The 23,198-nt window shown below is 67.1% G+C and carries 20 protein-coding genes; 6 read left to right on the top strand and 14 right to left on the bottom strand.

The window, feature by feature from the left end; translation table 11 throughout:
- Positions 1-5 precede the first annotated feature (5 nt).
- On the top strand, positions 6-380 hold the full coding sequence (locus tag FRZ61_RS21730; protein WP_225308942.1) for a VOC family protein: 375 nt from the start codon (positions 6-8) through the stop codon (positions 378-380).
- A gap of 5 nt (positions 381-385) precedes the next feature.
- On the opposite strand, the gene FRZ61_RS21725 is transcribed toward FRZ61_RS21730, so the two are convergent.
- Positions 386-844 (bottom strand): YaiI/YqxD family protein, encoded by a 459-nt coding sequence (locus FRZ61_RS21725; RefSeq protein ID WP_225309279.1) that lies wholly within the window; start codon positions 842-844, stop codon positions 386-388.
- 20 nt (positions 845-864) lie between these two features.
- On the bottom strand, positions 865-1,653 hold the full coding sequence (locus tag FRZ61_RS21720) for a 2-keto-4-pentenoate hydratase (RefSeq protein ID WP_151119703.1): 789 nt from the start codon (positions 1,651-1,653) through the stop codon (positions 865-867).
- A 208-nt stretch (positions 1,654-1,861) separates the two neighbouring features.
- On the opposite strand from FRZ61_RS21720, the gene FRZ61_RS21715 reads away from it, so the two are divergent.
- From FRZ61_RS21715 to FRZ61_RS21695, 5 genes are all read left to right on the top strand, one after another.
- The gene (locus tag FRZ61_RS21715; RefSeq protein WP_151119702.1) at positions 1,862-3,568 is read left to right on the top strand and encodes a Na/Pi cotransporter family protein; all 1,707 of its coding nucleotides are present in this window, start codon (positions 1,862-1,864) and stop codon (positions 3,566-3,568) included.
- A 317-nt stretch (positions 3,569-3,885) separates the two neighbouring features.
- Positions 3,886-4,944: a TauD/TfdA family dioxygenase gene (locus tag FRZ61_RS21710; protein ID WP_151119701.1), complete on the top strand. Its 1,059-nt coding sequence runs from the start codon at positions 3,886-3,888 to the stop codon at positions 4,942-4,944.
- 238 nt (positions 4,945-5,182) lie between these two features.
- Positions 5,183-7,114 carry a hybrid sensor histidine kinase/response regulator gene (locus tag FRZ61_RS21705; protein WP_151119700.1) on the top strand — a complete coding sequence of 644 codons (1,932 nt, stop codon included), beginning with the start codon at positions 5,183-5,185 and terminating at the stop codon, positions 7,112-7,114.
- Positions 7,115-7,308: 194 nt separating this feature from the next.
- Positions 7,309-7,887 (top strand): TRAP transporter small permease subunit, encoded by a 579-nt coding sequence (locus FRZ61_RS21700; RefSeq protein WP_151119699.1) that lies wholly within the window; start codon positions 7,309-7,311, stop codon positions 7,885-7,887.
- Positions 7,888-7,919: 32 nt separating this feature from the next.
- Positions 7,920-9,329 carry a TRAP transporter large permease gene (locus FRZ61_RS21695; protein WP_407657947.1) on the top strand — a complete coding sequence of 470 codons (1,410 nt, stop codon included), beginning with the start codon at positions 7,920-7,922 and terminating at the stop codon, positions 9,327-9,329.
- 22 nt (positions 9,330-9,351) lie between these two features.
- On the opposite strand, the gene FRZ61_RS21690 is transcribed toward FRZ61_RS21695, so the two are convergent.
- The 12 genes from FRZ61_RS21690 to FRZ61_RS21635 form a co-directional block, all read right to left on the bottom strand.
- The gene (locus tag FRZ61_RS21690) at positions 9,352-10,425 is read right to left on the bottom strand and encodes an ABC transporter ATP-binding protein (protein ID WP_151119697.1); all 1,074 of its coding nucleotides are present in this window, start codon (positions 10,423-10,425) and stop codon (positions 9,352-9,354) included.
- Positions 10,426-10,444: 19 nt separating this feature from the next.
- Entirely contained in the window at positions 10,445-12,703 is a 2,259-nt protein-coding gene (locus FRZ61_RS21685) for a N,N-dimethylformamidase beta subunit family domain-containing protein (RefSeq protein WP_151119696.1), read from the bottom strand.
- A 1-nt stretch (position 12,704) separates the two neighbouring features.
- On the bottom strand, positions 12,705-13,040 hold the full coding sequence (locus FRZ61_RS21680) for a hypothetical protein (protein ID WP_151119695.1): 336 nt from the start codon (positions 13,038-13,040) through the stop codon (positions 12,705-12,707).
- Positions 13,041-13,061: 21 nt separating this feature from the next.
- On the bottom strand, positions 13,062-13,829 hold the full coding sequence (locus FRZ61_RS21675) for an SDR family NAD(P)-dependent oxidoreductase (protein ID WP_225308941.1): 768 nt from the start codon (positions 13,827-13,829) through the stop codon (positions 13,062-13,064).
- 45 nt (positions 13,830-13,874) lie between these two features.
- Positions 13,875-14,699 (bottom strand): carbohydrate ABC transporter permease, encoded by an 825-nt coding sequence (locus FRZ61_RS21670; RefSeq protein ID WP_191909154.1) that lies wholly within the window; start codon positions 14,697-14,699, stop codon positions 13,875-13,877.
- 41 nt (positions 14,700-14,740) lie between these two features.
- Positions 14,741-15,610, bottom strand: coding sequence for a carbohydrate ABC transporter permease (locus FRZ61_RS21665; RefSeq protein ID WP_151119693.1), 870 nt, complete (start codon positions 15,608-15,610; stop codon positions 14,741-14,743).
- A gap of 176 nt (positions 15,611-15,786) precedes the next feature.
- Positions 15,787-17,106, bottom strand: a complete 1,320-nt coding sequence (locus tag FRZ61_RS21660) for an extracellular solute-binding protein (RefSeq protein WP_191909153.1) — start codon at positions 17,104-17,106, stop codon at positions 15,787-15,789.
- Between the two features lie 327 nt (positions 17,107-17,433).
- Positions 17,434-18,477, bottom strand: coding sequence for an iron-containing alcohol dehydrogenase (locus FRZ61_RS21655; protein WP_151119691.1), 1,044 nt, complete (start codon positions 18,475-18,477; stop codon positions 17,434-17,436).
- Positions 18,478-18,536: 59 nt separating this feature from the next.
- Positions 18,537-19,286: a GntR family transcriptional regulator gene (locus FRZ61_RS21650; protein WP_151119690.1), complete on the bottom strand. Its 750-nt coding sequence runs from the start codon at positions 19,284-19,286 to the stop codon at positions 18,537-18,539.
- Between the two features lie 87 nt (positions 19,287-19,373).
- The gene (locus tag FRZ61_RS21645) at positions 19,374-20,147 is read right to left on the bottom strand and encodes a glucosamine-6-phosphate deaminase (protein ID WP_151119689.1); all 774 of its coding nucleotides are present in this window, start codon (positions 20,145-20,147) and stop codon (positions 19,374-19,376) included.
- Positions 20,147-21,637, bottom strand: a complete 1,491-nt coding sequence (locus FRZ61_RS21640; RefSeq protein WP_151119688.1) for a xylulokinase — start codon at positions 21,635-21,637, stop codon at positions 20,147-20,149. Before FRZ61_RS21640 ends, FRZ61_RS21645 begins: the two co-directional genes overlap by 1 nt.
- Before the next feature lie 33 nt (positions 21,638-21,670).
- On the bottom strand, positions 21,671-23,014 hold the full coding sequence (locus FRZ61_RS21635; protein ID WP_151119687.1) for an aspartate aminotransferase family protein: 1,344 nt from the start codon (positions 23,012-23,014) through the stop codon (positions 21,671-21,673).
- Positions 23,015-23,198 lie beyond the last annotated feature (184 nt).

The following is a 23,198-nucleotide window of genomic DNA, read 5'->3' as shown; positions in this document are numbered from 1 at the left end:
CAACGATGGAGGACATCATGTACGACCATGTCGGATTGAAGGTGAAGGACATCGCGGCGAGCGTACGCTTCTACAAGGCGGCGCTGGCACCGCTGGGCCACGGGCTCTGCTCGCAGGACGCCTCGAGCGCCGGCTTCGGTCCGCCCGGCGCGCCGGCCCTGTGGCTCTATCCGGCCGACGGCAAGGCGGTCGCCGCCACGCATGTCGCGTTCTCCGCTGCCGATCGCGGCGCGGTCGACCGCTTCCACAAGGAGGGCCTCAAGGCCGGCGGGCGCGACCAGGGCAAGCCGGGCCTGCGCGCCGACTACAGCCCGACCTATTACGCGGCCTTCCTGCTCGATCCCGACGGCAACAATATCGAGGCGGTGTGCCTGAAATAGCTCGTTCAGGAAGAGGGGCGCTCGCGCTTCAGCGACTGGATCGTCTGCTCCAGCGCTTCGAGGAAGCGCGAGCGGTCCTGGCGCGAGAAGGCCGGGCCGCCGCCGCGAATCTCGCCCGCATCGCGCAGATATTCGTTGAGGTCGCGCATCGCGAGCGCCATGCCGATGCCGGCCTCGGTGAAGGGCTTGCCCGTGGGCCCGAGCACGCGCGCACCCCGCGCGAGGCAGCGGGCGGCGAGGCGGATATCGGCGGTGATGGCGATGTCGCCGGCGCCGACATGCTCGGCGATCCAATTGTCCGCGGCATCGAAGCCTTCCGGCACCACCACGCGGTTGACCGAGGTGGCGCCGTCGAGCCGCATCCAGCTGTTGCCGACCATGTGGACGGCGAGGCGGTGGCGGTCCGCGACGCGGATCACCTCTTCCTTCACCGGGCAGGCATCGGCATCGACGAAGATTTCCAGCAAAGGACGGTCCGCGCGCGTCAGGTGAAACGGATCGAGAGGCCGCCGAGCACGCCCAGATCGGCCACGACATGGTCGCCGGGCTCGACCTCGATCGGCTTCACGCAGGTGCCGGTGATGACGGTCTGGCCCTGGCCGAGCGTGATGCCCAGCGCGCGCAGCTCGTTGGCGAGCCAGGCGAGCGCGATGCGCGGGTCGCCCAGCACATTGGCGCCGATGCCCTCGCGCTCGAACCTGCCTTCGTTGCGGCCCCGGCCCTTGTGCGCGGCGAGGTCGATCCGGCGCCAGTCCGCCTTGGCGGCGGCGCCCGCCACGACCAGGTGGGCGCAGGCATCATCGGCGATGAGCTGCGGCGCGCCGGCCGTGACGAAATCGTCATAGCGGGAATCCGGGATCTCGATCGCGGGATGGAGCGTGTCGACCGCGGCCAGCACCTCCTCGGTCGAATAGGCGATCTCGCGCGGCGGCAGGTCGCGGCCCATGCGGAAGGCGAACTCGACCTCGGCCACGCGCATATGGTTGCTGCCCAAGGGCGTGGCGCCGCCATCGGCCAGGACGCGCTCGGCCAGCAGGCGCCCGGCCATCGGGCCGTCCACGCCGATATGGGCCTGCCCCGCCTTGCTGGTGGCCGCGATCTTCCAGCCGAAGAGCGGCCTGGCGGTGTGGCGCTCCAGGCGGGCCTGGATCGCATAACCTTCGGCGCGGCTCCTCGGCCGGAGGGCGTCGGGCAGGGCGGCCAGGCGGCGGCCCTTCTGCCAGTGGTCCAGCAGCAGGGCCGAGGCCTGGTCGATGTCGCGGTCGGTCAGCATGAAGTCGGTCCTTCGGCCGGCGGTGGGCTTGCGGAACCAGTAGCAAATTCCCGCCGTTGCTGACAGGGTGTGGGGACCGTCGTCAGCGCGACGATTCGGGCCGCTCACGGCGGCGTTTCATCGGGCCACAGGGGAGAGAATAAGGCTCGATCATCGGTCGGATTCTCGCCTCCTCGGAGCAGCGGAACGGCCTCGCATCAAGGTTTCCATGTCCGGCGGCCTCACCCTTCTGCATCTGGCTGGCAATGTCGCCCTGCTGCTGTGGGGCCTGCATATGGTGCATACGGGCATCCTGCGGGCCTTCGGCTCCGACCTCCGGCGCATCCTCAATGCCGGCCTCGCCAATCGCGGCAAGGCCCTGCTTGCCGGGCTCGGCGTGACGGCGCTCCTGCAGAGCAGCACCGCGACCGGCCTCATGGCGGCCTCCTTCCTCGCCAGCGGCGTGGTCGATCTGGTGCCGGCGCTGGCGGTCATCCTCGGCGCCAATATCGGCACCACGCTCATCGTCCAGCTCCTGACCTTCGACGTCTCCGTCGTGGCCCCGATCCTGATCCTGGTGGGCGTGATCGCCTTCAAGCAGAGCGGCAAGACGCGGCTGCGCGACCTGGGCCGGGTCGGGATCGGTCTCGGGCTGGTGCTGCTGGCGCTCCACCTCATCCTGGCCACGGTCGCGCCGGTCGAGCAGGCGGGCGTGGTGCGCGATCTCTTCGCGCTCCTCTCCGGCCATCCGCTGCTCTCGATCCTGCTGGGGGCGCTGATGACCTGGGCCGCCTATTCCAGCGTCGCCGTGGTGCTGCTGGCCATGTCGCTCGCCGCCGCCGGGGTCGTGCCGACGGACGTGGCGCTCGCCCTGGTGCTGGGGGCCAATCTCGGCAATGTCATCCCGCAGTTCCTGGGGGCCGGCCGCAGCAACCCGGCCCGTCGCCTGGCGCTGGGCAACCTGATCGTGCGCGGCAGCGGCACGCTGCTGACGCTGCCCTTCCTGGCGCAGATCGGGACGGGGCTCGCGGCGCTGGAGCCCGAGCCGGCGCGCATGGCCGCCAACTTCCACCTGTTCTTCAACCTGGCGCTGGCGGTCTTGTTCATCGGCCTTCTGGGTCCGCTGGCGAAGCTCTGTCGTCGCCTGCTGCCCTCGGCTCCCGTCCAGGATCCCGGCGCCCCGCGCTATCTCACCGAGGCGGCCCTGGCGACGCCGGGCATGGCTCTGGCCGACGCGTCGCGCGAGACGCTGCGCATGGTCGATATCCTCGAGACCATGCTGCGCGACCTGACCGAGGCGCTGCGCCATGACGACCGCAAGCGCGCGGCCGAGATCGGCACGCTCGACGACCGGCTGGACCGGCTGCACAAATCGATCAAGCTCTACCTGACCCGGATCGCGCGCGACGACGGGCTCGACGAGGCGGATGCGCGGCGCTGCTCCGATGTCCTCACCTTCGCCATCAATCTCGAGCATGCCGGCGATATTCTCGATAAAAGTTTGCGCGAGATCGCGGCCAAGAAGATCAAATACCGCCTGAGCTTCTCGGCCGAGGGCGCGGACGAGATCGAGGCCATGCAGGAACGCCTGATGGCGGCGCTGGGGCTCGCCACCAGCGTCTTCATGACCGGCGATCCGCGCGAGGCGCGCTGGCTGCTGAACGAGAAGGTCCGGATCCGGGAGCTGGAGCAGGCCGCGACCGAGAGCCATCTGCGCCGCCTGCGCGAGGGCCGGCCGGAGAGCCTCGAGACCAGCGCGCTCCATCTCGACATCCTGCGCGACCTCAAGCGCATCGCCGCCCATATCGCCTCGGTGGCCTATCCGATCCTCGACCAGACCGGATCACTGCGGCCCAGCCGCGTGATCGACGAGGCTGAGCCGGTTCCCCCGACGCCTGCCTCGGGCACCCTGCGGCTGCCACCGGTCTCTCGCTGAGCGGCAGGGCAATCGCATTTGACGACGCGAGTGAATCCCCTCCCCCCTTGAGGGGGAGGTTAGGGTTGGGGGGTGATCGTAGAACGCGACTGAAGAGGGAGCTTTCATCGCGGTAAGACAGGCTTGCAACGAGTCTGCGGCTACCCCCCACCCCAGCCTCCCCCTCAAGGGGGGAGGTGAAGAAAGCCTCAAATGCGATCACTCTGCGCTGAGCGGGAAGCCCCCGGCTTGAAGCCGATGGCCGGCCGTGGAATCATTTTCGGCCTCCACGGGGCCGCTTCCGGCCTCGCCGCATCAGCAGGGATTACAGAACCGCCATGTCCGCCATCGCCGCCGTCACGGGTCCCAGCGTCTGGCGCGGGACCGAGATCGTCGCCTCGAAACGCTGGATCCGTCCGATGGACCCGGCGATCAGCCGCGGCCTGATCGCGGCGGCCGACACGGCGCGGGAGGCGGAGCTCGATTGGTCGGCGCTGACGCGGGCGCGATTCCAGATCCCCGGCCTCGATGAATATTGCGCCGCCGCGCGCGAGGAGCTCGAGAACGGCTCCGGCATGGCGAAGCTCACCGGCCTCGATTTCGCCGGCCTCGATCCGCGCTCGCACCGCCATCTCTGGTTCGGGCTGGGCACCCATCTCGGCACGATCCTCTCGCAGACCAACACCGGCCTGCTGATGAAGGCGATCCAGGACGAGGGCTACGACGTGGCCACGACCCAGGGCGGCGTCACCACCGACGAGGCCGGCAAGCCCTTCCTCTCCTCCCATGCACGCACGCTGACCAACGGCGCCCTGCGCTTCCATACCGATCGCTGCGACGTGGTGGGGCTCTTCTGCGTCGGGCAGGCCGCGAAGGGCGGCGTCAGCAAGCTCTGCAGCACGGGCGCCGTGCATAACGAGATCCTCAAGCGCCGGCCCGACCTGCTCGAGGTGCTCTACCGTCCCGTGCCGCGCACGCGCTTCGGCGAGGAGAAGGGCGGCGAGAGCTCGATCTATCTGCTGCCGGTCTTCGGCCAGCGCGAGGGCCGGCTCACCAGCCACTATTCGCGCACCTATATCGAGAATGCGCAGCAGTTGCCGCAGGCGCCGCGGCTGACGCCGCTACAGGTCGAGGCCTTGGCCCTGCTCGACCAGGTCGCAGCCGAGCTCGCCTTCGAGATGACGCTGGCGGCGGGCGAGATCCAGCTCCTCAACAACCACGTGATCTATCACGCCCGCACCGCCTTCGAGAACGACGCGGCCAGCGGCCGGGTGCGCTCGATGCTGCGGCTCTGGTTCGCCATGCCCAACAGCCGCGCCCTCCCCGAGGATCATGCGGTGCTCTGGGGCCAGGTCGCGGGCGGCGCCGTCCGAGGCGGGATCGCCGTCGCGGCCTGACGCCGCTTTCTCCTGCTAGGCCTGTCGGCGCTCGAGCGCGGCGATACCGGTGTCGTTCGAGCCCGCGTCAAACTACTGACGCACGCGAATAGAGCATTTACCTTCTAGGTCAGCATCACTACCGTAGCGAGCGAAACCCGCTTGCCGGATGCCATAGTCATTTGGATAATCGACTATCGAAAGACGTGCATCGGCGAGCGTGGTCGGATTCAATCTGTCCTGCTGGGGGCGGCAGCGGATGACCGGAGATCGCGACGAGGCCCGGTTGAAGGCCGTGGTGGACACGGCCGTTGATGGCGTGATCCTGATCGATGCGCAGGGCACCGTCCTGAGGTTCAATCCGGCCTGTGAAAAGCTCTTCGGATTCTTCGCGGCCGAGGTCGTCGGACAGAATGTGAAGATGCTCATGCCGGCGCCGTTCCGCGACGAGCATGACGCCTATCTCACGAACTATCATCGCACTGGCGAGGCCAAGATCATCGGGGTCGGTCGCGAGGTCGTGGGCCAGCGCAAGGACGGCTCGACCTTTCCCATGGACCTCTCCGTCGGGGAAACCAAGGACGATGGGGAATCGATCTTCGTCGGCATCATCCACGATCTGACCGAACGCAAGCGTTCCGAGCAGGCGGTCCGCGAAGCCGTCCAGCGGCTGAAGGCCGTGGTGGATACGGCGGTCGACGGCGTGATCCTGATCGACGCGCGCGGCTTGGTGATGATGTTCAACCCGGCCTGCGAGGCGCTGTTCGGCTACGGCGCGGCCGAGGTGGTCGGGCAGAACGTGAAGATGCTGATGCCGCCGCATTTCCGCGACGAGCATGACCGCTACATCTCGAACTATCTTTCGACGCATGTGCCGAAGATCATCGGCATCGGACGCGAGGTGCTGGGGCAGCGCAAGGACGGCACGACCTTTCCGATGGACCTCTCGGTGGGCGAGGCCATTCAGAACGACGGCCCGGTCTTCGTCGGCATCATCCACGACCTGACGGGGCGCAAGCGAACCGAGGAGCAGCTGGTTCAGGCGCAGAAGATGGAAGCCGTGGGGCAGCTCTCGGGTGGCATCGCCCACGACTTCAACAATCTGCTGACCGTGATCATCGGCAACGCCGAAACGCTGAGCGAGGTGCTCAAGGCCCGGCCCGACCTGCGCCGGCAGGCGGAAGCGATCATCGCTGCGGGCGAGCGCGGCGCCGAGCTCACGCAACGCCTGCTCGCCTTCAGCCGGCGCCAGACCTTGATCCCCTCCCAGATCGACTGCAATCAGCTGGTCGACAAGATGAGCCGGCTGCTGCGCCGCACCTTGCGCGAGGACATCGAGATCGCGACCGCGCTGGAGACCGGGTTGACGCCGGCCTTTGCCGATCCGGCCCAGCTCGAATCCGCGATCCTCAATCTCGCCCTCAATGCCCAGGATGCCATGCCGGGCGGCGGCTGCATCACGATCGCGACCGCCAACGCCGTCCTCGACGAGCACTATCAGGCGACCCATCCCGAAGTTCTGGCCGGCGACTATGCCATGGTCGCGGTCACGGACGATGGCGAAGGCATGCCGCCCGACGTGGTGACGCGTGTCTTCGAGCCTTTCTTCACGACCAAGGAGGTGGGCAAGGGCAGCGGGCTCGGGCTGAGCATGGTCTATGGCTTCGTCAAGCAGTCCAACGGCCATGTCGCCGTCTATAGCGAGCTGGGGCTGGGCACCACCGTGCGGATCTATCTGCCGGTCGGCGGCAAGGCCGACTCGTCGGCAGTGCCGGCCGGGAAGGAAGAGCTGCTGGCGCCCCGGGGCCAGGAGATTTTGCTCGTCGTCGAGGATGACGACTTCGTGCGCGGCCATGCGGTCTCCGTCATTCGCAGCCTTGGCTACCAGGTGATCGCCAGCAGCGACGGGGACGACGCGATGAAACAGCTGCAGACGGACACCGTGATCGATCTTCTCTTCACGGACATCGTCATGCCGGGCGGCATCAACGGCATCGAGCTCGCGGAGCGTGCCCAGCGGCTCCGGCCGGAGCTGAAGGTTCTCCTCACCTCCGGCTATGCCCTCGACAGCCTCGGCTCGCGGCGGCAGCTCCCGCCGGGAACGACGGTGCTGAACAAGCCCTATCGCAAGACCGAGCTCGCGCAGCGAATCCGGGACACGCTGGACGGCCCGCCGCCATCGTCCGACTAAAGTCGGAGCCCCCGTGCCGGAACGGCGCCTGCGCCCGCGAGCATCGCCGGCTCCTCCCGGATTTTCCGGTTGAGCTTCGGCGCGGGACCGGCTCAGATGAACGCATAACCGCGTACCTTCCCTCAAGAGGAGGAAGCGGCGGCAGGGGCCCGCTCAAGAGGCGCCGCCGAAAACCAGGGACAGGGGAGCATCCCGTGAGGTCTTTGCTCGGCTTGAGCCGTGCGATCGACTGGATCAACGGGCATATCGGCAGGCTGGCCTACTGGGGTGTGCTGATCGCGGTGCTGATCAGCGCCGGCAACGCCATGGTCCGCTATGTGTTCGACGCCAGCTCGAACGCCTGGCTCGAGATCCAATGGTATCTGTTCTCGGCCGTGTTCCTGCTCTGCGCCGGCTATACGCTGCTGCGCAACGAGCATGTCCGCATCGACGTGATCGCCGGGCGGCTCTCGAAACGCACCCAGACCTGGATCGACATCCTCGGCTCGGCTCTGTTCCTGCTGCCGATGGCGGCCGTGATCGGCTGGCTGTCCTGGCCGCTCGTGGCCGATTCCTATCTGCGCCACGAGATCTCGGGCGATGCCGGCGGGCTCCTGCGCTGGCCGGTGAAGATCCTGATTCCGATCGGCTTCGCGCTCCTGGGCCTGCAGGGCCTCTCCGAGCTCATCAAACGGGTCGCCTTCCTGATGGGGCTCGTCCCCGACCCGGCCGAGAAGCGCCCGGCCCATGCCGCGGCGGCGGTGAGCAGCCGGTCCGAAGGCGATCCGTCGTGACGGAGCTCCTGATCGCCAATCTCGCGCCGCTGATGTTCCTGGCGCTGGTCGTGCTGCTGCTGCTGGGCTACCCGGTCGCCTTCGCGCTCGCCGCGAACGGGCTGCTGTTCGGCTTCATCGGCATCGAGCTCGGCCTGCTGACGCCCTCGCTGCTGCAGGCCCTGCCGGACCGCGTGTTCGGCATCATGCGCAACGACACGCTGCTGGCGATCCCGTTCTTCACCTTCATGGGGCTGATCCTCGAACGCAGCGGCATGGCCGAGGATCTGCTCGACACGATCGGGCAGCTGTTCGGCCCGTTGCGCGGCGGGCTCGCCTTCGCCGTCATCTTCGTGGGCGCGCTCCTGGCCGCGACCACGGGCGTGGTCGCCGCCTCGGTCATCTCGATGGGGCTGATCTCGCTGCCCATCATGCTGCGCTACGGCTACGACCGGCGGCTCGCCAGCGGCGTCATCGCAGCCTCCGGCACCTTGGCCCAGATCATCCCGCCGAGCCTGGTGCTGATCGTGCTGGCCGACCAGCTCGGCCGCTCGGTCGGCGACATGTATGAAGGCGCCATCATTCCCGGCCTGTTCCTGACCGGCCTCTATGCCGTCTATGTGCTGGGCGTGTCGGTCTTCCGCCCGACCTGGGCGCCGGCGCTGCCGCGCGAGGCCCGCACGCTTCGCGGCTTCGCGCTGCTGCGCCGCGTGGTGGTCTCGCTGCTGCCGCCGCTGGTCCTGATCTTCCTGGTGCTGGGCACGATCTTCCTCGGCGTGGCGACGCCGACCGAGGGCGGCGCCATGGGCGCGACGGGCGCCCTCATCCTCGCGCTGGCCAATCGCCGGCTGAGCTGGAACCTGCTCAGGCAGGCGATGGACAGCACGGCCAAGCTCTCCTCCTTCGTGATCTTCATCCTGATCGGCTCGACCGTCTTCACCCTGGTCTTCCGCGGCGTCGATGGCGATCTCTGGGTCGATCATCTCCTGACCAGCGTGCCCGGCGGCGAGCTGGGCTTCCTCATCGTCGTCAACATCCTGGTCTTCTGCCTGGCCTTCTTCCTCGATTTCTTCGAGCTCGCCTTCATCGTGGTACCGCTGCTGGCGCCCGTCGCCGAGAAGCTCGGCATCGATCTCATCTGGTTCGGCGTGCTGCTGGGGGTCAATATGCAGACCTCCTTCATGCACCCGCCCTTCGGCTTCGCGCTCTTCTTCCTGCGCAGCGTGGCGCCGTCCTCGGCCTTCATCGACAAGATCACGGGCCGAAAGCTGGCGCCGGTCACGACCGGTCAGATCTATTGGGGCGCCGTGCCGTTCGTCTGCATCCAGATCGTCATGGTGGCCGTCGTGATCGGCTTCCCGGGGCTGGTGCTGGATCGCGTCCAGCACGCACCGGTCGATCAGAACATCCAGATCGACGTGCCGGCGCCCGATGCCGAAGCGCCGGCGATCGACATTCAGTGACCCGCGGTCCGGTCGATCGCGGTCAGTCGTTCAACCGGATTCCGGTTTCCGCATCGAAGAGGTGGATGCGGTCCGGCTGCGGCGCGAGACCGATCCGGTCGCCCGGACGCGGCAGGCGACGGTCGTTCAGGGCGGCACAGACGGGCGTGGCGGCGATCTGCGTGAAGACGAAGGTGCTGGCGCCGGTGGGCTCCACCACCTCGACCTCGGCGGCGATTCCCGCCGCTGGCGCCACGACCTCCAGATGCTCGGGGCGGATCCCGAACATGACCTTCTGGCCCTGGCGCGCCTTGCCGGCCGAGCCGACGGCGAGCGTCGCGCCGTTGGCCTCCACGGCCCAGCCGCCGTTCGCCGGATTGAGGATGCCCGGGATGAAGTTCATGGCCGGCGATCCGATGAAGCCCGCCACGAACCGGTTCGCCGGCCGATCGTAGAGATCGAGCGGCGGCCCGACCTGCTCGATCCGGCCGTCCTGAAGGACGACGATGCGGTCCGCCATCGTCATCGCTTCGAGCTGGTCATGCGTCACATAGATCGAGGTGGTGCCGAGACGTTGATGCAAGGCCTTGATCTCGGTCCGCATCAGAACGCGCAGCTTGGCGTCCAGATTGCTCAGCGGTTCGTCGAACAGGAACACCTTGGGCTGGCGCACGATCGCGCGGCCCATGGCGACGCGCTGGCGCTGGCCGCCCGAAAGCTGGCGCGGAAACCGCTCGAGCAGGCTCTCGAGCGCCAGCACGTTGGCGGCATCGGCGACGCCCCGATCGATCCGCTCCCGGCTGGCCCCTCTCATCCGCAGGCTGAAGGACATGTTGTTCCGCACCGTCATATGCGGATAGAGCGCATAGCTCTGGAACACCATGGCGATATCGCGATCCTTGGGCGGGACCTCGTTCACGACTTGCCCGTCGATCCGGATGTCGCCGACGGTGATCTCCTCGAGGCCGGCGATCATGCGCAGGAGAGTCGACTTGCCGCAGCCGGAGGGCCCCACCAGAACGATGAACTCGCCGCTCGCGATGCTGACATTGATTCCGTGGAGCACCTCCAAGGCGCCGTAGTTCTTTCGGATATCGACGATCTCGACGCTCGCCATGCGCGACTGCCCCTTTCCGCTATCTCGTTCCCGCCGATGACGGGAACGGCTCCGGCGATATGAAGCGCCGCAACACGTTCTCGGTGATCCTGGAGATGTTGTTCCGGTAGTTGTCATGCGCCAGGCTGCCGGCCCAGCCGATGGAGCCGGTCGAGAAGACGGCGCCGCCCTTCAAGGTCTCGAAGAAGACCATATCGGCCCGTACCAGAGGGCTCTCGATCCCATCCATGCCGGGATGATTGGCGCCGGTTTCGGCCTGGGCGATCACATAGACGTTGCTGTGCCCTTCCGACGAGGCCAGAAGCAGGGCATGGGGCGGGGTTCCGACCTTGGGATTGACGATGTCGAGCTCCAGCGCCGCGGCGCCGCCGAACACGCCGAAGTCGCCGAGGATCTCCTCGTCGACGCCGGCGAAGATGAAGCCGGCCCTCGGATCGTAACTGTCCGGCAGGCGCCGGTAATAGGAGCCGCTGTCGAACCCTTCGGAGATGAAGCCCACCCCGACGAGCCGCTGGGGCGCGAAGCCCGAATGCCGCCACATCCCGCTGGGCTCGCCCGTGGTCGCAAGGCCCGTCTCGCCGGGCTCGGAAGTCCACATCCGGGTGCCCGCCTCGCCGCGGCGGATCTCCATGGCGCCCGGCAGCTCGTCATGCCAGGCGACGCGCCAGTAGAAGCCGTTGCCGCCGAGATACATGAGCCGGCCGCCCCGCTCGAGATAGGCCGCCATCGCGGTCAGCATCGCCGTCGAGTAGTACTCCGGGTGCGTGCCGGTCATGACGCAGGCATAGCGCTCGAGCAGCGAGACGCCTTCCCGATGCAGGGTCTCGTCGTCGATCACGTCGTACTCCTGCCCGATCGCCTCGAGCCAATCGGTGAGGTGCAGATCGGCATTGAGCGACCAGAGCGCGCGCTTGGGGCGGAGATTCAGGATCGGGCGCAGGCGCGAGCTCCAGCAGGATCCGCTGCCGTCGCGGTGATGGTCGTAGGCGGAGAGGCCGAGATCGCGCCGCTGCATCAGGAACAGGTCGGCCGGCGCCAGCACCGTCAGCCCATGGCAGCGCTCCGCCACGGGGTCCTCGTAATGATCGTGGCTGTTGGCATAGGCGAGATAGGTGGCGGTGGAGGCGAGGAAGGCCACAGGGGCCCGCGCATGTCCGCGCGGCGGCAGCACGAAGAACGGCACATGGTCCTCGCCCTGGTTGCCGCAGCGCAGGCGCGCGGCATAGATCCCGCTCTTCAGGTCCGGCGGGATCGTCCAGCGGAAATCCGTCTCCCAGGCGCAATCATAGAGATCGTCTTCATGGAAATGGATCGCCGCATATTCATGCGGGCGGTTCGTCCAGTTCATGGCTTCCGCGGTCCAGGCATGGCCCGTCATCGCCCGGGTCGGCAGGTTGATGCAGTCGCCATCGAGCCCGTTCGGGCCGATATCGCGCGCCTTCGTTCCGGGGATGTCCCGGGAGAAATCCCAGGCGGCGACCAGGCTCGCCGCGGACGGCCCCGTCAAGGGCGTCGACAGGATTTGCCCGATCTGCTCGGCCGGGAGGGCCTGTGCATGCAGCCGTGGCGCTTCGATCTTGCCGTTGAAATGACCGGCACCGCGCCATGTCCCTTGGCCACCCTCCACCACATGGGCGGCGACGGCGACAGGCACATCGGCGATCCGGGGTCCGGAGGAGAGCGGCCGCAGCGGGCAGCGGCCGGCGGTGGGACGAAATACCGGATCGCCCCACTGCGGCGTGACCGGCTCGCAATGCAGGCTGGCGGCGCCGGTCGCGCTGTCGAAGCTCGCCAGCAGCCGGTACCAGCGGCGGGCCGCGAGGGCGACTGGATGGACCAGCCGCCAGACTCGCACTCCGTCGCCGAGCCTCAGGCAGGGACGGGAAGCGCCGTCGATCGCGAGCGCATAGCCGAAGCCCGTTTCAGCAGGCCCGCTCCAGCGCCCCATCACGGTCGCTTCGTCGAGGCCCGGCAAGGTCGGCCATATCAAGGCCGACAGCGTGAAGCTGTCGACCGCATCGAAGGCTGCCGCCGGTCCGACTCTCACATAGGAGCCGCAATCGATGGCCTGCCGGCGCCCGGGATAGTCGCCGTTCGCCGCCGCATCCGCGACCGGCTCTTCCCGGAATCCCGGGCCGTCAGGACGATCGTCTCCGCAACGCAGCCGCACGATGTCGGCACGGTAGCGCGCGGCGCCGGTCTCGCAGCTCACCTTGAAGGCGATCGTCATGCCGGGCCGGACCGCCAGGCGATCGGCATATCCCAGGATCTCGATCATCTCATTCGATCTCCAGCGCCTGCCCGGTGTGTTTCCGCCAGCGCAGCTTGAAGACGGCCCATTCGGCCTCCGCCAGCGATCCGAAGACGGGGCCGAGCAGATCCACGGGCTCCCGGCTGGTCTGCCGGAATCGTGCGAGTGCCCATTCCCGGTGGGGCCTGGTGCAGACCACGCAGTAATTGCCGGGCAAGGGATCGGAGCGGAACAGATTGAGGACCCGCTGCAGCTCGTCGCTATGCTGCCCATAGGGATGGCGCTTGAACTCCAGCGCAAGATCGGTCCGGCTCGGATCGACCCTGTAGGCCGGCGGTCTTTCGCTCGATCTCTGGCCCGTCATGTTCGGCACCGCTCCCGGGACCTACCAGACCGTGTAGCCGCCATCGATCAGATAGACGGCGCCGGTGATGTAGCTCGCCGCGTCCGATGCCAGGAACGCCGCGAGCGGCGCCACCTCCTGCGGTTTGCCGAAGCGGTTCATGGGCGTCATGCTCATCCAGAACTTGATCCACTCGGCCTGGCCCTTGCCGGCATCGGTCAGGGCCGTGTCGATATAGCCGGGCGCGATCGCATTCACCCGGATGTTGTGCGGCGCCCATTCGACGGCGAGCGACTTCGTCAATTGCGAGACGCCGGCCTTCGAGGCGTTGTAGGCCGGCTGCACCTGGGGGCGGTCGACGATGACGGCGCTGTTCGACGACATATTGACGATGACGCCCTTGTTCTGCGCCACCATCGGCCGGCCGAACTCGCGGCAGCAGCGGAACACGCCGTTGAGATTGACGTCGATGACCTCGAGCCAGTCCGCGTCGCTGGTGTCGAGCGTCGCCTCGTTCTTCACGATGCCGGCATTGTTGACGGCGATGTCGAGCCGGCCATGGGTCCGCGTCACATACTGGGCGACCTCCTGCACCGACTTCGTCTGGCGCACATCCATCTGGCGGAACTCGGCCTTGCCGCCCTTGTCGCGGATCTCCTTCGCGGTCTGCTCGCCGGTCTTGGGCGAGAGCTCGGCGATCACCACCGTCGCGCCCAGCAGCGCCAGGGTCTTGGCGATCTCCTTGCCCATCCCCTGGCCGGCCCCGGTCACCACGGCGATGCGTCCATCCATCTTCAGAAGCTCGAGCACTCCATCCTCCGTTTCCTTGACGGCCGCCGACCCCGCGGGGGTCGGTCAGCCCTTCACCGCGCCAAGGGTGAGCCCCTTGACGATGTATTTCTGCGCAAACAGGAAAAACAGGAACTGCGGCAGCAGCGACACGATCGCGGCCGCGGCCATGACGGGCCAGTCGAAGGTCCCGTATCCCTTGAAGTTCGCGATCGTGGTCGCGACCATCGGCGTCTCGTTATAGGTGAGCGCCAGCGGCAGCAGCAGGTTCGTCCAGACGCCGATGAAGGAGAGCACGGCCGCGGCGACGATGCCCGGCCGGATCGTCGGCACGATGACGAACCACAGAACCTGCCACTTCGACGCGCCATCGAGCAACGCCGCCTCGTCCAGCTCGACCGGGACTTCCGAGACGAACTGCCGGATCAGCCAGGCGCTGTAGGGCATGTTGAATATCTGGAAGGCGAGGATGATGCCGATCTGCGTGTCGAACAGCGCCGTCTTCTGGTAGATCGCATAGAGCGGCAGCATGAACAGGATCTCGGGCAGCATCCGGATCACCATGATCCCGATCTCGAAGGCCGAGAGCCAGCTTCGGCGATAGCGCGCGAGCACATAGCCGGCGGGGATCGAGAGTGCCAGGGTGAGGGCGACCGAGAAGACCGACACCGAGGTCGTGACCAGGAACGACCGGCCGAAATCGTTGGACTGCCACGCCGTCACGAAATTCTGCCATTGCGGCACGAAGTCCCAGACCGGCGGCAGCGCCATCGCTTCGCGCTGCGTCTTGAGCGCGGTCACGGCGATCCAGAGGACCGGCGCCAGGAAGATCACGGAGATCACCGCCAGGGCGGCGAAGGACGCGACCTGGCCGAGATTCCGGCGGCTCATCGCGCGAGCCTGCCGGCGCCCTCGTGCGGGAATCGCCGCCGTCATGGCGCCTCCTTCCGCATGAAGAGCAGATAGACGCCCGAGACCAGGCCTACCATGATCGCGAACAGGGTCGCCGCCGCCGAGGCGTAACCCATGTTGAAGAATCCGCCGATGCCCTGCTTGAAGATATAGAGCTGCGCGACATCGGTCGCCCGCGACGGCCCGCCCTTGGTGATCGCCCAGGCCAGCGCGAAGACGCGTAGCGCATCGATGGTGCGGAAGACCAGCGCCACGAGGATGAAGGGCTTGAGCGCGGGCAGCGTGATATGGACCAGCATCTTCCAGCCGCTGGCGCCGTCGATCGAGGCCATGTCGATGCGGTCCTGGGGAATGCTGGTCAGGCCGGCCAGCAGGATCAGGATGATGTTTCCGGTCTGCCACCAGGTGTCGACCATCACCAGCGTCAGGATCACGAGGTTCGGATTGCCGACCCAGTTCGGTCCGGGCAGGCCGAAGAGGCTCAGGAAATAGTTGAAGGTGCCCAGCGTCGGGTCGAGCAGGGTCGAGAAGATCACCGCCGCGACGATATCCGAGACCATCAGGGGAAAGACGACGGCGGAGCGGAAGAACCAGGAGGCCCTGACGTTATGATGCAGGAGCAGCGCGATCCCGAGGCCGACGACCAGCTCGACCGCGACCGAGACCACGGCGAAATAGGCGGTGACCTTGATCGAGTTCCAGAACTCGGGGCTGCCGAGAAGCCGGACATAATTGTCCAGGCCGATGAAGCTCCAATTGTCGGCCTGGCCCAGCGACCAGTTCCATTGATGGAAGCCGGCCCAGATGCCGAATCCGACGGGAAAGGCGGCAACAGCGAACAGGACGACAGCCGACGGCAATATGAAGGTGACCGGTACGCGACGCTTCATCGGTCGGGCTGCATCCTCTAGGCGTCTCTGGAAGTCTTCGGCCGGTCGGAGGTTCGGTCGACGCACCGAAGGCGCTTCGACGGACGAAGCGCGCTCTTCCCGGAAAGCCGTCCAGCCGGGTTGCGGAGGCCATCCGCAGACCCGGCTGGATCATCGGCAGTAAGAGCTCGTCGTCCTCAGGGCTTGTAGAGTCCCGCCTGCTTGACGATGTCCGTGGCCTGATCCTGCAGCTTCTGCATCGCCTCGTCCACCGGCGTGCCTCCATAAATCGCCTGGAGGGCATCGAGCATGCTCTGCACGACCTGGTCGGCCGCGGTCAGATACATGATCGAGGGCTGGGCGATGGCCAGCGATTCGCCCACGGCGTTGCCGAAGCCTTCCGGCAGCTTCGCCTGATAGTCCGCGCTGCTCCAGGTCGATTGCCGCGAGGAGGCCAGCGTCTTCAGGCTCACCTGCTCCGTCACGTAGGGGCTCGTCGCCCATTCGAGGAACAGCCAGGCGGCGTCCTTCTTGGCCGACTTCTCGGGGATGCTCAGGCCCCAGGACCACATCGCCGTATGCGCGCCGTCGGCGGAGGCCGCCGGCAGCGCCTTGAACCCGACCTTGTCGGCAACCGTCGACTGGGCGGGATCGAGGAAGATCGAGGCGAAGAGGCTGGCATCCGGACCGAAGGTCGCGGCCTTGCCCTGGGCGAACTGGGTGGTCGCCTCGTACCAGTCGAAGGAGGTGACGCCCGGGGCCGAGAGCTTCATCAGATCGGCCCAGAGCTTGAAGCCTTCCTTGACCTTGGGATCGGTGAAGCGCGGCGCCCATTTCTCGTCGAAATAGACGAAGCGGTCCTTGAGATAGGGCGTGTTGCCCCAGGTGTTCGCGACCATGCCGTTGAGCTCGTCGAGAATGCCCAGGCCGCCGCCGCGCAGGCTGGCGGGGTAGACGCCGTCCGGCAGCTTCAGCTTGTGGAGCGCGTCCATCCATTGCGCCATCGTCGTGATGGCGTTCACGTCGATGCCGCTCTCCTTGAAGAGGTCCTTCCGGTAGAAGAACATGTAGACTTCGGTCGACATCGGGATGCCATAGACCTTCGAGCTGCTCGGATCGGGCAGGTGGAAGGCCGCGGCCGCCGCCTTGGAGATGTCGTCATACTGATACCAGGCGGGATCGGTCAGCTTGGGATTGTCGAGCTGCGCGTTGAGCTGCGCCAGCCAGTTGTTCGAATAGGCCGTGTAGCCGTTGATGCCCATCGACAGGAAAAACACGTCGAAGGGCGGCTTGTTGGAGGCGAGACCCAGCGACGACTTGTTCCAGTAGGCGTCTTCCGCCGCGGTCGTCAGATTGAGCTTGATCCCCGTCAGCTTCTCGAACTCGGGCAGCAGCGGGGTGATGGCATCCGTCCAGGGATGCTTGACGAAGAAGAGCTCGAGCGACTGGCCCTTGAACTGCTGCCAGTCGATCTTGGCCTTGTCGGGCCCATCCGCCGCCAGTGCCGGGCCTATCATCAAGGCCGCAGCGGCAGCCAAACCCAGAAATAATGTTCGCAGCTTTCCCATGGCGTCCGTCTCCCTGTTGAAGTTCTTCTCTTGTGACTTCCAAACCGGCGTTTCTTGCGCCCGCGAGCGTCGTGTCGTCCCCCAACCGTCGGCGTGCGGCCGCGTCCCTCCGGCCCTAGATGAAATCACAGGCGTAAAGGCTCGCGCAGCGCCCGCCGGCCCGCCCGAATTCACCGCATTCAATATATGATTATAATGATATAGGGGGTGTCAAGCCGCCGTCGGGACTGCGGGGCCCCGTCCAATCGGCATCGGGTGTGTCCGGACCGGTCCGATTCACCGGCCGCGCCAGGGGCCATAGACCCCTTCGACCCCGGCGCGCAGCCGGTCCACGAAGTCCTTCTTGATCTCGACGTCATGCGCGATCGAATGCCAGAGGCCGTTGCGCTGGACATAGTCGCGCATCTTGTAGAGCGCTGTCGCGACATCGTCCCAGGTGACGCCCATCGCCTCGGGCCTGATATCCAGTCCGACCTCGTGGATGGCCTTCAGCATCTCGTCGGCGCGGCTCTCATGCAGCAGGGCGCCGATATAGACGCCGAGACAGACGGGCTGCCCATGCAGGAACTTCCGGCCCGTCTCGTATTCGAGCGCGTAGAAGAAGAAATGGTCGACACCCTCGATATGCCGCGGGTTCCAGCCATTGCCATGGAACGAGGTGCCCCATCGCAGGCCGTTGATCAGGACCTGGATCCCCTTGTCGGTGAGATCGCGGATCTCCTTGGTGTTGCGCAGCACCTGCTCGACATTGTCGAGCGAGCGGTTGGCCACCGCCTCGTCATAGGGCCATTTGGCCTCGCATTTCCCGACCGAGGTGGCATAGCGCCAATCCAGCACGCCGGTGAAATTGCAGAGGATGTCGCCGATGCCCGAATAGTTGAGCTGGCGCGGTGCGGCCCGGATCACGTCATAGTCGATATAGACCGCCTGCGGCACGGACCAGCCGATATAGCGCACGGCGCCGTCGATCCTGACGCCGCAGCGCTGACCCCAGGCCGCGTTCATGCTGAGCGCGGTCTGGACCTGGAAGAGCGGCAGCCGCTTCTTCCAGGAGAAGTATTTCGCCGTGTCGATCGCCATGCCGCCGCCGAGCCCGACCACGGCTTCGACCGGCGGCAGCTTGGCGAGATCCGCCAGCAGCGCCTTCTCGTCGACCGAATGGACGAAATAGCGGTGGAAATCGGCGCCGGCGAGCCGATCCTCGAAGATCGGCCACATGTCTTCCATGGTGACCAGCAGGAAGGGGCGATGAACGAAGTTCTTCAGCTCGCCGATGAGATTGCGGCCGAGGATCGTCTGGAAATCATGCGCGAACTGCATCGTCTCTGTCCCACTCTATCTCTTGTCGGTTTCAACCTTGCGGCCTGTCGTCGGGAAGCTCAGGAATCGGCCAGCTCCACGGCGGCCATCGCCGAAGCCGGCGCCGTGCTCAGCCTGAAGGCGAAGCCCTTGGCGTCGAAGACGATGCGAAAGCTGTCGATCGGCAGGTGACGCGCGGAGAAGCTGATGCCGGAGATCTGGACCACCCAGTCGCCTTTCGGCAGCCCCAGCAGCTTCTTGTCCAGCCTGTTGGCGCGCCGGCAGACGAGCGACTGCTCCTCGCGGATCTCGCGCAGGCCATAGACCGCGTCCAGGGTCGCATAGAGCGAGCGCTGCGGATCGGATTCGAGATGGGCGCCGAGATCGGGGGCCAGAATCATGGGGATCACCGAGACCTCGTGGATCATCGGCCGGCCGTTCAGCAGGCGGAGGCGGGATATTTCCCAGACCGAAGCGGCCTTGGCGATGGCAAGCCGGCTCGATTCCTCGGCCGACGCGTCGCGCCGCTCCAGGCCCAGCAGCCTGGTCTCGAGGGATGAGCTGGAATCCAGGCCGAGCCCGTTGCGCAGCCCGCCGAGACGGGTCGTTTCCGCGCTGACGCGCGAGCGGTTCAGGAAGGTTCCCCGGCCTTGCTCGCGCCGGATGACCCCTTGGGCCGCCAGCTCGGCAAGCGCGCGCCGGACCGTCACCATGCTCACGCCGGCCATCGCGACCAGCTCCGGTTCGGTCGGCAGCTTCGCGCCCTCCTCGAGCTTCTTCTCCTCGATATAGTTCAGCACGAACGAGATGGTTCGCTCATAGAGGGACATGACGGGCTCCGCCCCGACGGAAATGGATGCCGGCGGAATGTCCGGCAGGCTTGTGCTTTGACCGGTTTCTCCGCTTCGTCAAGGTCATTATGCGCCTGGGCTGCCGGGGAAGGCCGGCGGCGCGCCGGCCGCGCGGGCCGGATCGAGCGCGCGGTCCGCCAGGATGGTGAGCTTCGGGTGATCGAGGATCGCGGTGACGGGCCAGTTCTTGTCGGGCCTGGATCGCAGCATCGCCGCGACCGCGGCGGCCTTGCCCGATCCCGCGATCAGCAACAGGATCGCCCGGGCCTCCCGCAGCGTCCGCAATCCCATGGTGAGCGCCCGGTGCGGGACATCCGCCTCGCGGCCGAAGACGGAACGCTGTCCGTGCCGGGTGGCTTCCGTCAGCACGACCTCCCTGGTCCCGGCGTTCCAATCGCTGCCCGGCTCGTTGAAGGCGATATGGCCATTGCTGCCGAGTCCCAGGATGGCGAGATCGAGCCCGCCCGCTTGAGCGATCGCCTGATCGAAGCGCCGGCACTCGGCCGCCGGATCCGGGGCGGCGCCGCGGAGCAGCTGCACCTGGCTCGGCGACACGCTCAAAGGACGGAACACATGCTGCCAGAGAAAGGCTCCATAGCTGCGTGGATCGTCGAGCGACAGGCCGATGAACTCATCCAGATTGAAGAACCGTGCCTGCGGGCAGGAGAACCGGCCCTTTCCCTGCAGCTCGGCCAGCCGGCGATAGAGTCCGACCGGCGTGCTGCCCGTCGGCAGCGCGATGGCGGCGTCGGGTTTCCGCGCGATCAGCGTCGCCACGTGCTGCGCGGCGGCATTGGCGATCTCGCCCGGACCTTCCAGCCAGTTCAATGGCAAGGGCATCACCTGACGTCGGTTCCGGCATCGGGCGGCGCTTCCGCGATCCGTGGAAAGAGCCCGAGATAGCGCCGATAGAGGCGATCATAGGCGGCGGCAGCCGGACCCGGTTCGGCCCGGGCCGTCGTCTGGGCCGCGGCCGCGGCGAGCTTGCCGGCATCTTCGCCGAATCCCAGGAGAGCGGCGCCGATCGCGGAAGGCGAGCGATGGGTGAAGGATCGGACCGGCCGATGGAGGATGTCGGCCAGCATTCTCATCAAGCCGGGGCTTTCCGCCGCATGGCCGGAGAGGACGACGGCAGGGCTGCGCTCCGATCCTGCCGGGGCCGATTCCGCCAGGACATCGAGGCAGCGGCGGATCTCGAAATAGACGCCCTCGAGAAACGCGCGTGCGACGTCGGCGGGGTCGTGATGCAGGGTGAGGCCGTGGAGCACGCCGCGCAGCGCCGGATTCCACAGGGCGCCCTGCTCGCCGCCGGCAAGGTAGGGCGAGAAGCAGAGCCCGTTCGCGCCGGGCGGGGAGCGCTGGGCCCGGACCTCGAACTGCTCGGCGGTCCAGCTCAGCAGGGTGCAGAGCCAGCGGAAGCCGGTGCCGGTCGACAGGAGATCCATCTCGCGTCCGTACCAGCCCTCAAGGGCGTGCGGCGTGAGCAGATAGCGCGCCTCGGGATCGAGCAGCGGCTCGCGACCCGTCCCCATCACGATGGTGCTGGAGCCCATCACGATGCTTGCCGAACCCTCCGCCAACCCGCTCATCGCCAGGGCACCGGCGACCGAATCCGCCGCACCCACGGACACGGGCAATCCTTCCGGCAGACCGAGCAACCGCGATCCCGCCGGGTTCAACGGGCCGGCGACTTCATTGGCCGGCGCGATCTCGGGCAAAAGTTCCAGGTCGAGATCCCAGAAGGTGCAAAAGGCGGGATCCCAGCGCTTGTCGGCGATCGCATAGACGCCGTAACCCGCGGCGGTCGAAGGATCCGTCACGGCGCGACCGGTCAGCGCGAAGCAGAGGAAATCCTTGGCCGAGAGAATCCGCCGCACCGCGGATCGCCGCTCCTGCCAATGGAACCGGAACATCGGTGCCAGATAGCGCCCGTCGATCGGCATGCCCGTCGCGCGATAGAACTGACGGCGCCGATCCCGATCCAGGCGCCCGATCGCCCACTCGTCGGCGCGGGCGTCCGTCCAGGCGATCGCGCGACCGAGCGGGCCGTTATCGCCAAGGCAGACCAGGGTCGGCAATTGGCCGGTGAGGCCGATCGATGCCAGGCTTGCCGGCCAGGCGGGGCCCAGCTGGCTGCCGATATTGCCGACCGCTATGGCCGCCGCCTGCAGCCAGTGGCTCGGCTCCTGTTCCGCCTGTCCGGGAAGATCCGAGTGCGTGGGGTAGGGGGAATCGCTCGAGGCGACGACGGTGCCGGCGGCATCGATCGCCACGGCCTTGACGGCCGAGGTGCCGAGATCGATGCCGAGATGCAGAGCGGGGCGCGTCACGCCGCGCTCCGGCCGCCCGTGGGGCGCGCCACGCTATCGGTTCCGGATCGCGCGCGCGGTTTCGCGGGCCGCTGCCAATGTCCGATCCACATCGTCGTCGCTATGGGCAAAGGAGACGAACAGGTTTTCATAGGCGCCCGGATGAAACAGGACACCTCGATCCAGCATGCCCTCCCACCATAGCCGGAAGAGCTCGTGATTGGCATGGCGTGCCGCATCGCGATAGTTGCGGATGTCGTGATCGGAGAACCAGACCTGGAAGACGGGGCCCACGCCCACGACGCGGGTGGCGATCCTCGCCTCGTCGAACACGCGCTCGAGCCCGAGCCGCAACCGGTCCGACACCTTGTAAAGCCGCTCGAACATGCCGGGCGCGCTCAGCTCCTGCAGAGCCGCGATGGCGGCCGTCACGGCGATCACATTGGCGGCATAGGTCCCGGCCATGGAGACGGTGCCGTCGGCGACGAGCGCCATGATGTCCTTGCGCCCGCCCATGGCCGCGACCGGGAAGCCGCCGCCCAGACCTTTGGCGAAGGTCGAGAGATCGGGCGTCACGCCGTAATGCGCCTGGGCGCCCCCCAGCGCCAGCCGGAATCCGGTGATGACCTCGTCGAAGATCAGCAGCACGCCATGCTTGCGGGTGATCTCGCGCATCGCTTCGAGATAGCCGGGCTCGGGCAGGATGCAGCCGGTGTTGCACATCACCGGCTCGGTCAGGACCGCTGCGATCTCGTGGCCCTGGCGCTCGATCACCTCGCGCAGCAGGGCGGTGTCGTTCCAGGGCAGGATGATGAGCGAACTGTCGATCCCCGAAGGCAGCCCCGGTCCCTGCGGCACGGCCACCGGCGCACGATCGGAACCGGCTACGTTCAGGCCCGGATGCTTGCTCCAGTAAACGCCGTCCGAGAAGCCGTGATACATGCCCTCGAACCGGATGATCTTGTTGCGTCCCGTGAAGGCGCGGGCCAGACGCACGGCATAGAGCACGGCCTCGGTGCCGGTGTTGCAGAGGCGGACCTGCTCCAGGCTCGGCACCGCGGCGATCATGCTCCGGGTGAGGCCGATCTCGGCCGCCGCCGGCAGCGCGAACACGGTGCCCTGCTCGCGGATCGCCTTGACGACGGCGTCCGTGACCTTGGGCGGGCGATGACCCAGGATCATGGGCCCGAGGCCCAGCAGATAGTCGATATAGTCGTTGCCGTCGACATCGCGCAGATGCGAGCCGTCGCCGCCCTCGACGAACAGGGGATGGGGATCCCATCCGGACCATGTCGCCCGGGCCGTGCTGTTGACGCCGCTCGGAATGACCTCGCGGGCGGCCGCAAAGAGCGCCCGGCTCTTCGCGTAGCGCGCCGCATTCTGGTAAATCGCGCCCAATGTCGATCTCTCTCGTTCTCGCCGATCTGTCTTAGATCATAATATCATTATAATGAATTGGCAAGAAAGCCCCCGTCCCTTGGCCCGGGGCGGCGGCCGTCGCGCAACACGGAGGGAAGGGATGCGGGCGCCGAACGCGGCCGCCGCCCGGGGGCGACGGCCGCGCGCGATCGGACCCGCAGGG

Source organism: Hypericibacter adhaerens (genome assembly GCF_008728835.1).
GTDB lineage: Bacteria > Pseudomonadota > Alphaproteobacteria > Dongiales > Dongiaceae > Hypericibacter > Hypericibacter adhaerens.
The sequence above is the reverse complement of the archived record's forward strand: the minus strand, read 5'-3'. Positions and strand labels throughout refer to the sequence as shown.